Genomic DNA, 13903 nt, shown 5'->3' with positions numbered 1-13903 from the left:
GAACACTAATGAAATGGAAATACGGCTACCTGCTCTTTAATATTTTATTTTTTGGATTTGCTCAAGCACAAGAAATACCTTTATGGCCCAAGGGAGTACCCGGAAGTATTGAAAACGCTGATTACCAAGAGTCTTATACGTATGATGCCCTGAATAACGTTCGAGGTATCTCGCACGTTTCTATACCAACCATTACCGCTTTTCATGCAGATACTTCAATTGCAAATGGCACCGCTGTTATTATTTGTCCAGGTGGTGGGTATTCCCATTTGGCCATAAACAAAGAAGGGTATAAAGTAGCTAAGTGGTTAAACAGTTTAGGTATTTCAGCTTTTGTCTTAAAATATAGGATGCCTACTGATGTTACCATGAAAGACAAAACTATCGGTCCGTTGCAAGATGCTCAAGAAGCCATACGCTTGGTTCGAAATAATTCCCAGAAATGGAATATTGATTCAAATAAGATTGGGATAATGGGCTTTTCAGCGGGTGGTCATTTGGCTAGTACGCTTTCTACACATTTTGATGATAATGTTTATCCTTCCTATGAAGCAGTCAGTGCTAGGCCAGATTTTTCTATTTTAGTTTATCCTGTAATTTCTATGAAAGATGGGATAACGCATCAAGGGTCCAAGACTAATTTGTTAGGTAAAAATCCATCTGATGAACTTATAATAAAGTATTCAAATGCAATACAAGTAGATAAAACTACTTCCCCTACATTTTTGGTACATGCTACTAATGATCTTGCGGTACCCGTTGAGAATAGTTTAGAATATTATAATGCACTTAAAAAGAATAATGTGCCAGCAGAATTGCATATTTATGAAGATGGCGGACATGGATTTGGACTAGGGGTTTCGGGTACTAATGCAAACTGGCCAAACGATTTAAAACAGTGGTTTTTAGCTCACCATTTGGTCAAAAAAGACGAGGTATACCTCTTTTCTTATTTTGTTGGTAACGGAGAAGATGGGTTACATTTTGCCTATAGTGAGGATGGATTGAATTGGGAGACTTTAAGGGAAGGTGAATCCTTTTTAACACCCAATGTTGGTAAAGATAAATTAATGCGTGATCCATGCATTATTAAAGGTGGTGATGGTAAGTACCATATGGTCTGGACCGTTAGTTGGACGGATAAAGGCATTGGCTATTCCAGTTCAGATGATTTGGTGAACTGGTCCGAACAGCAATTTATCCCAGTTATGCTCCATGAAAAAGGAGCGCGAAATACATGGGCGCCAGAAATTACATACGATGATTCAACAGGTGTTTATATGATGTATTGGGCCAGTACTGTAGAAGGTAAATATCCAGAAACGAAAAGTAAAAAAGAAAGCGGCTATAACCATCGCATGTATTATACAACAACCAAAGATTTTAAAACCTTTACAGAGACCCAGTTACTTTACGAACCAGGTTTTAATGTTATTGATGCATCTATCTATAAATGGGAGAATAAATTTATTATGTTCCTTAAAGATGAAACGGTAGAACCAGAGCAGAAAAATATTAAACTGGCCTATAGCGATAACTTAACGGGTCCATATGGGAATGCTAGTGAACCTATTACGGGAAATTACTGGGCAGAAGGCCCAACAGCTATAAGAATAGATGGTAAGTGGATTGTATATTTTGATAAGTATATAAACCATTCTTACGGTGCTGTTTCTTCCGGTGATTTAAAAAAATGGGAAGATATTTCAGACCAGGTTCATTTTCCAACAGGTGTTAGACATGGTACTGTTTTTAAAGTGCCAAGAATACTTTTACAAAAACTAAAAAAATGATTACCAAATACAACCTTATTAACAAATTAACTTTACTTAAAATGACAATGCCAAAATTTAAATTTCAACCAAAAACACACGTTGTAGTTCTGTTAATTTTGCTGTGTGCCTTCATTCAAGGGTTTTCCCAATCATCAACTAGCGAACTAAAAGTAGAATATTTGCCAAACCCTATGGGTATTGATGTGGAGACACCAAGGTTTAGCTGGCAGATGATAACCGATGCTAATGTCCATGGGCAGTTTCAGAATGCCTACCAAATTAAGGTTAGTACAGCATCTGGTGCATTGGTGTGGGATAGTGGGAAAGTAGAAAGTGATGTTTCATTGGCGATTCCTTATGCAGGTGATAAATTACAGCCTAGGACAACATATAACTGGGAACTAATAGTGTGGGATGAAGACAATAAAATGTCGCAGAACTCTTCTTGGTTTGAAACGGGGTTAATGGATTCCAATCCTAATTCCGACCATTGGAATAATGCCCAATGGATTGGAGGAAGTGAAGAAGATTTGGTATTGTATTCCCATTATTTATCGGTCTTTAAAATGGAGTATGGTCTTCAACTAGATAAAAAATCCAAAAGTACCCGCGCATCATTTGTTTTTGGAGCCAATGACAGCAGATTAATGGATAAGGATAAGAATATTCAAGGGGCGAAATCAGGAAGGGACGAAAGTTATATTCGTTTTGAATTGGATGTTACCAGTGTGGATGGATCTGAAAATGGCCTTGCCAAATTTAACGTGTACAGGGTGGGTTACGCGCCAGATGATAGCAATGAAATAACTTTTAGATCGTATGATATTCCTTTAAGCTTGGTCAATAAGGATAACAAATATGAAAAACACATATTCTTTACGGAATGTAATTTTGGGTTATTTGAAGTGTTTCTTAATGGTAAGGAACCTCAGAATAAAATATCGGGAAATGATGATACTACACCGCCGCCAAGGGGAAGGGTCGGTTTTAATCTAAACCCAGCAGGAAAAGGAAATGATTATATCAGTTTTCCAATGGTAGCAGATATTGGCTTTTATGTTGAAGAAAATCAAGAAGCCTACTTTTCTGACGTGAAAATCAGAAATTTTAGGGAGCCTGCCAATACATTGTTTTCAGAGGATTTTAAGGACATCGATACTTACAATGGGATATATAAGGAACTTATTCAAAATAATTCAGGCATCAACTTAAAGCAAGAAGGGTTGCTCATTTCTGGCGGTACCAATGGAACCATGGTTGTGGCCGATCCCAGCAGGAATGCAGCACCTATGCTAAGAACCACATTTAATGTGTCAGATAAAAAGGTAGCCAAGGCCAGATTATATGTCACCGCTAGAGGTATTTATGAAATGTATTTAAACGGTGAAAGGATAGGTGAAGATTATTTCACTCCAGGATTAACACAGTACAATAAAACCCATATGTATAAGACCTATGACGTTACTGACCTCATAGATGGTAATAATGCTTTGGGAGCATGGTTGAGTGAAGGTTGGTGGAGCGGCAACATTACCTATAGTGGTGAAAATTGGAATTTTTTCGGAGATAGACAGTCCTTATTGGCCCAACTGATTATTACTTATGAAGATGGTACGGAAAAAATGATTACTACCAATGATGCGGATTGGAAACTTTTTGCTGATGGACCCATACAATATGGAAGTTTCTTTCAAGGAGAGGTATATGACGCGAATAAGGAAACGAATATTAAAGGATGGGCAACCACAAATTTTGATGATGCTGATTGGAAGTCGGTCGTTGAGGTACCTCTGGAAGGTACTACCTTTCAAACAGAAGATTTGAACTATAAAAATCTGAATCTTATAGGGCAAATAGGAAAGAGCCCTGCAATTGTAAAGGAGCTGAAACCTATATCTGTAGAGGAGGTAAGGCCAGATGTTTTTGTATATGACTTGAATCAAAACATGGTTGGTTTTCCTGAAATAAAACTTCCTCCTGGTAAAGCTGGGGATACCATTACTTTAAGATATGCCGAAGTAAAGTATCCAGACTTAAGGGAATATGATCCTAATGTGGGAATGGTAATGCTGGAAAACATTAGGGCGGCATTAACCCAAGATATTTATGTTAGAAAAGGGGGCGAGGAAACCATACGTCCTCGGTTTACTTTTCATGGTTTTCGGTTTTTGGAAATTACTGGAATTAATGAGCCGTTACCATTGGATAACGTTAAAGGTTTGGTCATAAGTTCTATAGATAAGTTGGCCTCTAGCTATGAAACTTCCAATGAATTGGTCAACAAACTTTGGGAAAATATAACTTGGTCTTTAAGAAGTAACTTTTTATCGATTCCTACGGATACACCGGCAAGAAATGAAAGAATGGGTTGGAGCGGAGACATCAACGTGTTTTCCAAAGCATCGACTTACCTTGCCGATGTAGAGCCATTTTTAGATAGGCACATGTTGGCCATGAGGGATATTCAAAGGGAAGACGGAAGATTTACCGATGTAGCGCCCGTAGGAGGTGGGTTTGGTGGAACCCTTTGGGGTAGTGCCGGTATTATTGTAGCCTGGGAGGTGTATCAACAATACGGCGATTTGGCATTGCTGTCAGAACACTATGATGCCATGAAACGATATGTTGCTTTTCTAAGCTCAAGGATAGATTCGGAAACGGGCATTATCAATGAAGGGCCATTGGGCGATTGGCTAAGTCCTGAAGGATTTAAAAATGAGGATACGGCATTCTGGACAGCTTATCATTTAAGGGATTTGGAGATATTGGCCAAAACGGCTGCATTGCTTGGAAAAGATACGGATGCCGAGGCTTTTAGAAAAGAGTATCGGGAACGTAAGGAGTTCTTTAATAACACCTATGTAGATAGTAAAACGGGTAAATCATTGCATTTAGGGAACCAAAGTATGCGTTTTGGCCCCCCATTGGAAGAAGGCAAAAGAAAGAAAGCCGGTGATTTTGTGGATACCCAGGCTTCTTATGCCATTCCCTTGGATATGGGTGTTTTAAACGAGGAAAACAAATCTAAGGCTATTTCCAATCTTGTAGCTACTATTCAAAGAACCAACGAGGATGAGCTTGGGGTGGAGCGCCCGGAGTATTCCCTAATGACAGGTTTTATTGGTACCGCTTCATTGAACCATGCCCTATCTGATAATGGAAAAAGTGAGACGGCATATCGTTTATTGCAACAAACATCGTACCCATCATGGTTGTACTCCGTTAAGAACGGGGCAACATCTATTTGGGAGCGTTTGAATTCGTATACCGTTGAAAATGGATTTAGCGGAAACAATAGTATGAATTCCTTTAACCATTATTCATTTGGGGCGGTTGCGGCTTGGATGTATAATTATTCTTTGGGGATTCAACGTGATGAAGAAAATCCTGGATTTAAACATTTTGTCTTAATGCCCACACCTGATACGGATAAAAATATGAAGTTTGCAAAGGGTTATTACGATAGTATGTATGGACGTATTGAGAGTGAATGGAAATGGGATAATGATGGATGGACCTATTCGACCACGGTTCCTGCCAATACTACAGCAACCTTAATAGTAAAGACCAGCGACGTAAAGAATGTAACCAGCCGAAGTAAAAAGCTTAAAAAGGTGAACGGAGCTCGATTAATTTCAGCAAATGATAATGAAGTAGTAATAGAGCTTGTTTCAGGGTCATATACCTTTAAAATTCAAAATTAAAAGTAAATTAGGGAGGGAAAGGTTTAACTATGGCATAAGCACTCCATAGTGTCCATGACCAAAAGTCCATCTTCAGCTGGACAGGGATTTTCGACTTTGCCAAGAAAATAGTTTACAGTGGCTTCTATCATGGGCTGCTGTATATGTTTTGGATTGGTGAATTCGAAAATTTCACTCCCCAATTCTGTTGTCAACGTTATGGTATCACCATAAAAGGAAAATGTTATTTTACCCTTATCACCGTAAATAATACATTCTTCTTTTCTATAAAGGTCAGATGCAATAAAATTCCATACCCCATGGAATTGAATTCCATTTTTAAAAGCTATGATGCCATTAACAATGTCTTGAACCTTTGACCTTTGCCCTGTGGGAAAGGAGTGTCCGTTACAATGCGCAATAGCCCCAAAATAGTGGTACATTAAATCTATCTGGTGTGGTGCGATATCATAAAAATAGCCACCTCCAGAAATAGCGGGATTCAATCGCCAATTTTCTTCAGATTCGGCTATCAAGCCTGATTTTCTCGGTTGCAAAATTTGAAGGTCTACATAGCGAATAGTACCAATGCTATGTTGATCTAGTAACTCTTTTATTTTTACAAAGGCGGGTACTTTTCTACGATAATGGGCAACGGTCAACTTAGAGTTTGAATTTTCTAGACATTGCAAAATGGTTCCGGCCTCCTTTGTGGTCATGGCCATAGGTTTTTCTAAATAAACATGTTTGCCCGCTGAAATAGCCATCAATGTATAATCTAAATGAGTGGAAGGTGGCGTGGCAATGTATATAGCATTAATTTCGGTGTTGTTTAATAGGTCATTTGCGTTATTGGACCAATTTGGTACACCATGGCGTAATGCAAAGTCTTTTGCTTTGTCTAAATCGCGACGCATAACGGATACTAGAGAAGAGTTAGGCGTTATTTGAAAGGCAGGACCACTTTTTATTTCGGCAACATCGCCGCAGCCAATGATGCCCCATTTAATCTCTTTTGCCATATGACTATTCACTACTTTTTCCATTAGAACGATATCCTACTTTATTTCTTTGTTAACCCTAAAATGTCATTTTGATCAATAGCGTCTGACAACATGTTTATGTCAATAGGCTTTTTTATGGATGTTCCTTTCTCATTTTTACTATACCGAAAAAAGTAGGCTACTATCTAAAATAAACAATTAGTATTGATTGCTCTTTTTATTGGTGTTGATAGTTTGGTGAATTTAGGTAAAAAAATCAGATTTTGAGATTTGAGTAAATTATCTGTAATTATTGTCTCAAAATATTACAATAATCGTTTGTTTTTTGGTTTATTTGTGCATTGTTCTGGCTAAATATTATAATATACTAAATGGAAAACCTGAAAAATGAGGAGTTTATTCATCATTTGTCCTATGACTCTGTAATTTTTGGATTTAATGGTAAGCTACTTAAAATTTTAGTGTTGGAATATCATAACACAGGTTTGTTTGCATTACCTGGTGGTTTCGTAAAACGAAATCAAAGTTTAAATGAGGCAGCCAAAGAAGGCCTAACAAAAAGAACAGGCCTTAAAAATGTGTTTTTAGAGCAGTTTTACACTTTCGGCGAAATGGAAAGATATGATGGCAATGCAATGAAACATATTTTGGAAGGGAATAGGCTAGATACAGGGAAAAACAGGTGGATGTTAGATAGGTTTATAACGGTTGCATATTATGCCTTAATAAATTATGACAAAGTTACGCCGGTGCCAGATGAGTTATCAGATAGTATTAATTGGTATGCAGTGGATGAATTGCCTCCTTTGATGATGGACCATAAAGAAATTGTGGAAAAAGCATTGGAAGTATTGCGGAAGAACCTGGACAGAAAAATTGTTGGCATGAATCTATTACCTTCAAAATTTACCATGAAGCATTTACAACAGGTATATGAGGCTATTTTAGGCGAGGATTTAAGACGAACCACTTTTCAGCGTAAAATGCTGTCATTGAATGTTTTAGATAGACATGAAAAACTTTATCAAGGTAAGGCGCATAAGGCCCCTTATTTATATAGCTTTAAACAATAGTATTAAATTAAAATTTTAGAATTACCGATAATTAACTTTTAAAACAACAACAAAGATGAAAACAACAATTTTTAAACTAACCCTTATTTTTACTATAGGCCTCTTTTTCTCATGTAAAGAGAACGCTGGAAAAAAGGAAGTAACTACCGATATTGATGCAGCGGTAGAGGAAAAAACAGAAAATTTTGGAGGATTGGCCCTGTATACGCTACGTGATGATATGGGCACAGATGCTAAAACGACACTAAAGGCCGTAGCAAATGCAGGTTACCAGAATATAGAGGCAGCCGGATATGCAGATGGAAAATTTTACAATATGGAACCAGCAGATTTTAAGGCTTACTTAGATGAAATTGGTCTTAATCCAGTAAGTACACATCAAGGTTCGGTAACCATGGAAAATGCTGATAGTATGATGGCCGATGTTAAGGCAGCCGGTTTTGAATATTTTGTAATACCTGTACCCCCAATGGGTATGTTTACATTTAACATGGAAGATAGAACCATGAATATGACGGGTACGGCCCAAGATTTGGCCAATATCTTGGACACCCTAGGTGAAAAGGCAAATAAAGCAGGTTTAAAACTATTATACCATAATCACGATTTTGAATTTAAGGCGAATGATAATGGCGTAGTTATCATTGATTATCTATTGGAAAATTGCAATCCGGAGTTGGTGAATTTTCAAATGGACCTATATTGGGTTACTAAGGCAGAAGCAGATCCAGTAGCCTATTTTGAAAAGTATCCAGGAAGATTTAAGATTTGGCATGTAAAGGATATGGATGACCAAGGTAGGTTTGCACCTGTAGGACAGGGTACAATTGATTTTAAGCGAATTTTGGCTAAAAAGGAGCAATCTGGAATGCTGTATTATATGGTAGAACAGGATATGACCTTTGATGGTTTAAAACCGTTGGATGCCATCAACATTAGTCATGAGGGACTAAAGGAAATAGGTTTTAAATAAGGTTTTATTATGAAAAGAAAGACTTTCATAAAAACAACTGCCGCATTTGCGGCAGTTACTGTTATAAATCCATTGATGTCCTGTAAATCGGACAAAAAAAAGATAATTGAGGATTTACCACAGGAACCCCTTCGTAAGAATTGGGCTGGTAATTATACCTATAAAGCCAAGAATTTATATGAACCGGAAACCACTGAGGAGGTTCAAAAGCTCGTTCGGGAATTAGATGCTCAAAAGGCGCTAGGGTCAAAGCATTGTTTCAATAATATTGCAGATAGTCCCCTGAACCAAATTTCCACTAAAAATTTGAATGGCATTGTCGCATTGGATGAGATGAATATGACTGTTACGGTGGGTGCTGGTTCAAAATATGGCGATTTTGCAAATGAACTACATGAAAAGGGGTATGCACTTCATAATCTAGCATCCTTGCCCCATATATCCGTTGCTGGTGCTTGTGCAACCGCAACACATGGATCGGGGGTGACAAATGGAAATCTTGCCACCGCTGTAGCGGCTATTGAATTGGTAAATGGGAACGGTGAGATTGTAACGTTAAAAAGAGGGGATGAAGCTTTTGACGGCGCGGTAGTTAATCTTGGAGCATTGGGTATTATAACCAAAATGACCTTGGATATTCAAAAGACCTTTGATGTTCGGCAGGATGTTTTTCAAAACTTACCATTAAAATCCTTAAAGGATAATTTTGACGCTATCCTTTCAGGTGGTTATAGTGTAAGTCTGTTTACTGATTGGCAAAATCAGAACATAAGTCAAGTATGGGTTAAAAGAAGGGTGGATCAAGAGGTGAAGGATTTAGGGAGCGATTATTATGGCGCCACCGCTGCCACAAGGGATTTACATCCAATTACCGAACTGTCTGCAGAGAATTGTACGGCACAAATGGGTGTTCCTGGACCTTGGTATGACCGTCTGCCACATTTTAAAATGGGCTTTACCCCAAGCAGTGGCAAAGAATTACAATCAGAGTTCTTTATTCCGCGTGAAAAAGCGTTGGATGCCATTCTAGCGTTAGAAAAAATAGGCAAACAGATAAAGACCCAATTAATGATTACCGAAATACGGACGATAGCAGCAGATAATTTATGGATGAGTCCTTGTTATCAACAAGATTGTGTTGCCATTCATTTTACCTGGGAACAACATCCTGAAGAAGTTGGTGCTCTGGTCAAAATCATTGAAAAAGTACTTGAACCTTTTAACTACAGACCTCATTGGGGAAAAGTATTTGCAATAGACCCAACGATTTTGCATTCTCGTTATTCAAAATATGTGGAGTTTCTTTCATTGGCAAAAAGGTTGGACCCTATGGGCAAATTCAAGAACGACTATTTAGACCAAAATATTTATAACGCATAAAAAACATTAAATAATCAAACAAATGAAGAATTATATTCAATTATTGATTGTTCTAGTCTTTATGACAGGGAGCATTATCGGGATGGCACAGGATGTTGTTCTTACTGGATCTGAAGTGCCGGTGACGGCAACGGAATATGGCCAAATTCGTGGGTATATTCATAATGACATCCATACGTTTAAAGGCATTCCCTATGCACAGGCAAAACGTTTTGAGGCAGCTGAAAAACCCGCTGTATGGGAGGGTGTGAAAAGCACTACAATGTTTGGCCCAGTGGCACCTTTATTAACACCAACTACTTCCATACAGGACGAATCTGAATTTGTTTTTGATCATGACTGGGGATTTCCAAATGAGGATTGTTTAAGTCTTAACGTTTGGACGCCAGAGGCGTCCGACACTAAAAAAAGACCTGTTCTATTTTGGATTCATGGCGGTGGTTTTACTGCTGGTTCGAGTCACGAGCTACCCTCTTATGACGGTGAGAATCTTAGCAAAAAAGGAGATGTCGTGGTAGTTTCCATCAATCATCGATTGAATGTATTGGGCTTCTTGGATTTATCGTCTTACGGGGAAAAGTACACGCATTCCGCCAATAATAGTATTCTGGATATGGTAATGGCATTGGAATGGGTAAAAGAGAATATATCGAATTTTGGTGGTGACCCTGAAAATGTCACCATTTTTGGTCAATCAGGTGGGGGAGCAAAAGTCAACACCCTTATGGCCATGCCAAAGGCCAAAGGTCTTTTTCATAAAGCCATAAATCAAAGTGGTGCGATGCGAAGTGGTATTTTAGAGAAGGAGGATACACAAGCAATAGCTTCTGAAACCATATCCATTTTAGGATTGGATACTTCCAATATCGACAGTATACAAAAGATACCATTTCAAGTTTTGGCTGATGCCAGTTCCAAGGCCCTACAGGTCGTGGCTCAAAGAATGAAGGAGGCTGGTAAACCAGTGATGGGTTTTGGATTGAATTGGGGACCTAGTCGAGATGGTGTAGATTTGCCATATCAGGTAAATTCCGATGAAGCCTTGCAACTATCCAAGGATATCCCATTGATGATCGGAACCGTAAAGAACGAATTTGCCCCTTTTGCCAATATGCGGTTCTTAAATGCTTCAGAGGAAGATATCATGGAACATATCAAGACACAGTACAAAGATAAGGCCGATGATTATATTGCTGCGGTGAAAAAGGCATATCCAAACGATACCGATCCTAAAGATCTTTTGGATGTGGATACTATGTTCCGTCCGGGAGCTGTAGCACAGGCCAATGTGAAATCTGGGCTTGAAGGCGGTGCCGATGTATATATGTATCTATTTACATGGCAGTCACCTGTTTTTGATGGTAAGTATAAATCTTTGCATTGTATGGAACTTCCGTTTGTATTTGATAATGTAGCCTTGGCAAATCAAATGACCGGCGGAGGGCGTGAAGCTCATGAACTTGCCGATAAAATGAGTTCGGCATGGATAAACTTTGCCAAAACTGGAAATCCAAATGCTGAAAATCTTCCAGAATGGCCCGCATACGATAAAAACAATACGGCAACGATGCATTTTGACATCAATTGTGAAGTAAAACCTCAATTGGACGCGGAATTATTTAGCATTGTTGCTGGTAATTAAAATTTAAACAAATGATAAGTACAAAGCTATATATCAATATTTTTTCCGTGGTACTCTGCGGAGCCATTCTAAGTAGTTGTGGTGAAAAATTCACTAGTGAAGCCAAAGATGGCGTAACCATAGTGAAGAACCAAAATGGGGCAACTTTAGGATATTCGCCCCAATCAGGAATCAAGATTGTCAATAAAGATCGCTATGCATTTAAAGACCTTAATAAAAACGGAAGTCTGGATGCGTATGAGGATTGGAGGTTGCCTGTTGAAGAGCGTGCCAAAGATCTTGCCTCAAAGATGAGTTTAGAGGATATTGCTGGATTAATGCTGTATAGTTCACACCAATCTATACCAGGTGCTAGCCGTGGCTTTGGTTCTTCTAATTATGGAGGTAAACCATTTGGGGAAAGTGGGGCAGTGGCAAGTGATCTTTCAGATGAACAAAAGAAATTTTTGGACCAAGATCATTTAAGACATGTATTGATTACCTCCGTAGAAAGTCCTGCTATGGCAGCACAATGGAACAACAATGCACAGGCATTTGCAGAAGGACTTTATTTAGGAATTCCTGTTAATACAAGTTCAGATCCAAGGCATGGAAGTGATTCCTATGCGGAATTTAATGCCGGTGCAGGTGGTGCCATTTCCATGTGGCCGGGAACTTTAGGAATCGCAGCTTCATTTGATCCTTCTTTAATGAAACAATTTGGAGAAATTGGCTCACAGGAATATAGGGCCTTGGGTATTGCTACAGCCCTTTCTCCCCAAATAGATCTAGGAACGGAGCCCAGGTGGAGCCGTTTTGATGGTACTATGGGTGAAGACCCAGATTTGGCAACCGATATGGCAAGGGCTTATGTAGATGGTTTTCAGTCTACCAACAATGGTGATTGGGGTATGCAAAGTGTAAATGCTATGGTGAAACATTGGCCTGGTGGTGGCCCAGAGGAAGGTGGCCGTGACGGACATTTTGGTTACGGTGCTTATGCCGTTTATCCAGGCAAGAATTTAAAAGATCACCTACAGCCTTTTACGGAAGGCGCCTTTAAATTAGAAGGACCTACAAAAATGGCTTCAGCAATAATGCCTTACTATACGATTTCTATAGGTGAAGGGGAAGCGGTAGGCAATGGTTTTAATAAATATTTGTTGACAGACCTATTAAGGGGAGAATATGGTTACGAAGGTGTAATATGTACAGACTGGGGAATTACCAGGGATGTGAGTGCAATTGATAAGTTTGAAGGTAAAAGCTGGGGCGTTGAAACCATGACCGAAGCGGAACGTCATTATAAGGCAATAGTTGCAGGAGTAGATCAGTTTGGTGGAAATAACGCTATGGGGCCAGTTGTTGAAGCATATGAAATGGGCATTGCTGAACATGGAGAGGAATATATGAGGAAACGGTTTGAGGCTTCAGCGGTTCGTCTATTAACAAATATTTTTAGGGTAGGGCTTTTTGAGAACCCGTATTTAGATGTGGAGGAAACGAAAACTATTGTAGGCAATAGTGACTTCATGAAAGCTGGTTATGAGGCCCAGTTGCGTTCTATTGTGATGCTTAAAAATCAAAATAACACACTTCCTATGGCAACTTTAAAGAAAGTTTACGTACCACAACGGTATGTTGCGCCAAGTGTAAATTGGTGGGGTATCGTTACGCCCGAAAAAACAATTGATGCCTTTAATATGGAGGTGGTTGCCAAGTACTTTGAAGTAGTGGAAACACCTGAGGAAGCAGATTTTGCATTAGTAGGTATTAAGAGCCCAGATGGTGGCGTAGGATATGATAGGGCAGATTTGGAAAAGGGTGGAAATGGGTATGTACCCATTAGTTTGCAATATGGTCCTTATAAGGCAGATGATGCAAGAGAGGTGAGTTTAGCAGGAGGAAGTCCGTTAGAAGATTTCACCAATCGTTCCTATAAGGGGAAATCTGTTACAACAAACAATGTTACCGATATGGATTTGGTAAATGACACAAAAGCTAAAATGGGTGATAAGCCTGTTATAGTTTCCGTACAAGTTGCTAAGCCAATGGTTTTCTCGGAAATAGAAAAAAGTACAACGGCAATTCTTGTGCATATGGGCGTGCAAGACCAAGCATTGATGGAAGTGATTTCCGGTGCTATTGAACCTTCGGGCTTATTACCATTTCAAATGCCTGCCGATATGAATACGGTAGAATTACAATTTGAGGATGTGCCAAGGGATATGAAGGCCTTTGTAGATACTGACGGGAATTCATATGATTTTGCTTTCGGATTAAATTGGAAAGGGGTCATCAATGATGAAAGAGTATCAAAATATAAATAATACATTATTTAAAACGCCCCCAAGTTTAAACTTGGGGGCGTTTTATTTTTAATAAATCTGTACA

8 protein-coding genes are annotated in these 13903 nt (G+C 38.8%); 7 read left to right on the top strand and 1 reads right to left on the bottom strand.

Translation table 11 applies throughout. The annotated features are described in order from the left end of the window. Positions 1-8: 8 nt before the first annotated feature. Together ACOCEA_RS01280 and ACOCEA_RS01275 are read left to right on the top strand one after the other, a co-directional pair. Positions 9-1793, top strand: coding sequence for a prolyl oligopeptidase family serine peptidase (locus ACOCEA_RS01280; RefSeq protein ID WP_420754380.1), 1785 nt, complete (start codon positions 9-11; stop codon positions 1791-1793). After that, positions 1790-5479 carry an alpha-L-rhamnosidase gene (locus tag ACOCEA_RS01275; RefSeq protein ID WP_420754379.1) on the top strand — a complete coding sequence of 1230 codons (3690 nt, stop codon included), beginning with the start codon at positions 1790-1792 and terminating at the stop codon, positions 5477-5479. Before ACOCEA_RS01280 ends, ACOCEA_RS01275 begins: the two co-directional genes overlap by 4 nt. Positions 5480-5502: 23 nt before the next feature. Here ACOCEA_RS01275 and ACOCEA_RS01270 read toward each other — a convergent pair whose 3' ends face one another. Continuing rightward, positions 5503-6504 (bottom strand): Gfo/Idh/MocA family protein, encoded by a 1002-nt coding sequence (locus ACOCEA_RS01270; protein ID WP_420754378.1) that lies wholly within the window; start codon positions 6502-6504, stop codon positions 5503-5505. A 329-nt stretch (positions 6505-6833) separates the two neighbouring features. Here ACOCEA_RS01270 and ACOCEA_RS01265 point away from each other — a divergent pair, with 329 nt between their 5' ends. Genes ACOCEA_RS01265 through ACOCEA_RS01245 form a run of 5 tightly spaced genes read left to right on the top strand, consistent with a single transcriptional unit; the run spans position 6834 to position 13839 of the window. Further along, positions 6834-7535 (top strand): NUDIX hydrolase, encoded by a 702-nt coding sequence (locus tag ACOCEA_RS01265; protein ID WP_420754377.1) that lies wholly within the window; start codon positions 6834-6836, stop codon positions 7533-7535. A 55-nt stretch (positions 7536-7590) separates the two neighbouring features. Then, complete coding sequence (locus tag ACOCEA_RS01260) at positions 7591-8508, top strand: sugar phosphate isomerase/epimerase family protein (protein ID WP_420754376.1); 918 nt, start codon at positions 7591-7593, stop codon at positions 8506-8508. 9 nt (positions 8509-8517) lie between these two features. After that, entirely contained in the window at positions 8518-9888 is a 1371-nt protein-coding gene (locus ACOCEA_RS01255) for an FAD-binding protein (RefSeq protein ID WP_420754375.1), read from the top strand. Between the two features lie 22 nt (positions 9889-9910). After that, entirely contained in the window at positions 9911-11530 is a 1620-nt protein-coding gene (locus tag ACOCEA_RS01250) for a carboxylesterase/lipase family protein (protein ID WP_420754374.1), read from the top strand. An 11-nt stretch (positions 11531-11541) separates the two neighbouring features. Continuing rightward, a complete protein-coding gene (locus ACOCEA_RS01245) occupies positions 11542-13839 on the top strand; it encodes a glycoside hydrolase family 3 protein (RefSeq protein WP_420754373.1) in 2298 nt (765 codons plus the stop codon). Positions 13840-13903: the final 64 nt, after the last annotated feature.

The sequence above is a fragment of the Maribacter luteocoastalis genome (genome assembly GCF_048890225.1).
Classification (GTDB): domain Bacteria; phylum Bacteroidota; class Bacteroidia; order Flavobacteriales; family Flavobacteriaceae; genus Maribacter; species Maribacter luteocoastalis.
Note: the sequence above shows the minus strand (reverse complement) of the source record. Positions and strands in the feature narration are given on the sequence as shown.

Coding starts and splice junctions, on each gene's coding strand:
- ACOCEA_RS01280 (WP_420754380.1), top strand. CDS start 9: ATGAAATGGAAATACGGCTACCTGCTCTTTAATATTTTATTTTTTGGA.
- ACOCEA_RS01275 (WP_420754379.1), top strand. CDS start 1,790: ATGATTACCAAATACAACCTTATTAACAAATTAACTTTACTTAAAATG.
- ACOCEA_RS01270 (WP_420754378.1), bottom strand. CDS start 6,504: ATGGAAAAAGTAGTGAATAGTCATATGGCAAAAGAGATTAAATGGGGC.
- ACOCEA_RS01265 (WP_420754377.1), top strand. CDS start 6,834: ATGGAAAACCTGAAAAATGAGGAGTTTATTCATCATTTGTCCTATGAC.
- ACOCEA_RS01260 (WP_420754376.1), top strand. CDS start 7,591: ATGAAAACAACAATTTTTAAACTAACCCTTATTTTTACTATAGGCCTC.
- ACOCEA_RS01255 (WP_420754375.1), top strand. CDS start 8,518: ATGAAAAGAAAGACTTTCATAAAAACAACTGCCGCATTTGCGGCAGTT.
- ACOCEA_RS01250 (WP_420754374.1), top strand. CDS start 9,911: ATGAAGAATTATATTCAATTATTGATTGTTCTAGTCTTTATGACAGGG.
- ACOCEA_RS01245 (WP_420754373.1), top strand. CDS start 11,542: ATGATAAGTACAAAGCTATATATCAATATTTTTTCCGTGGTACTCTGC.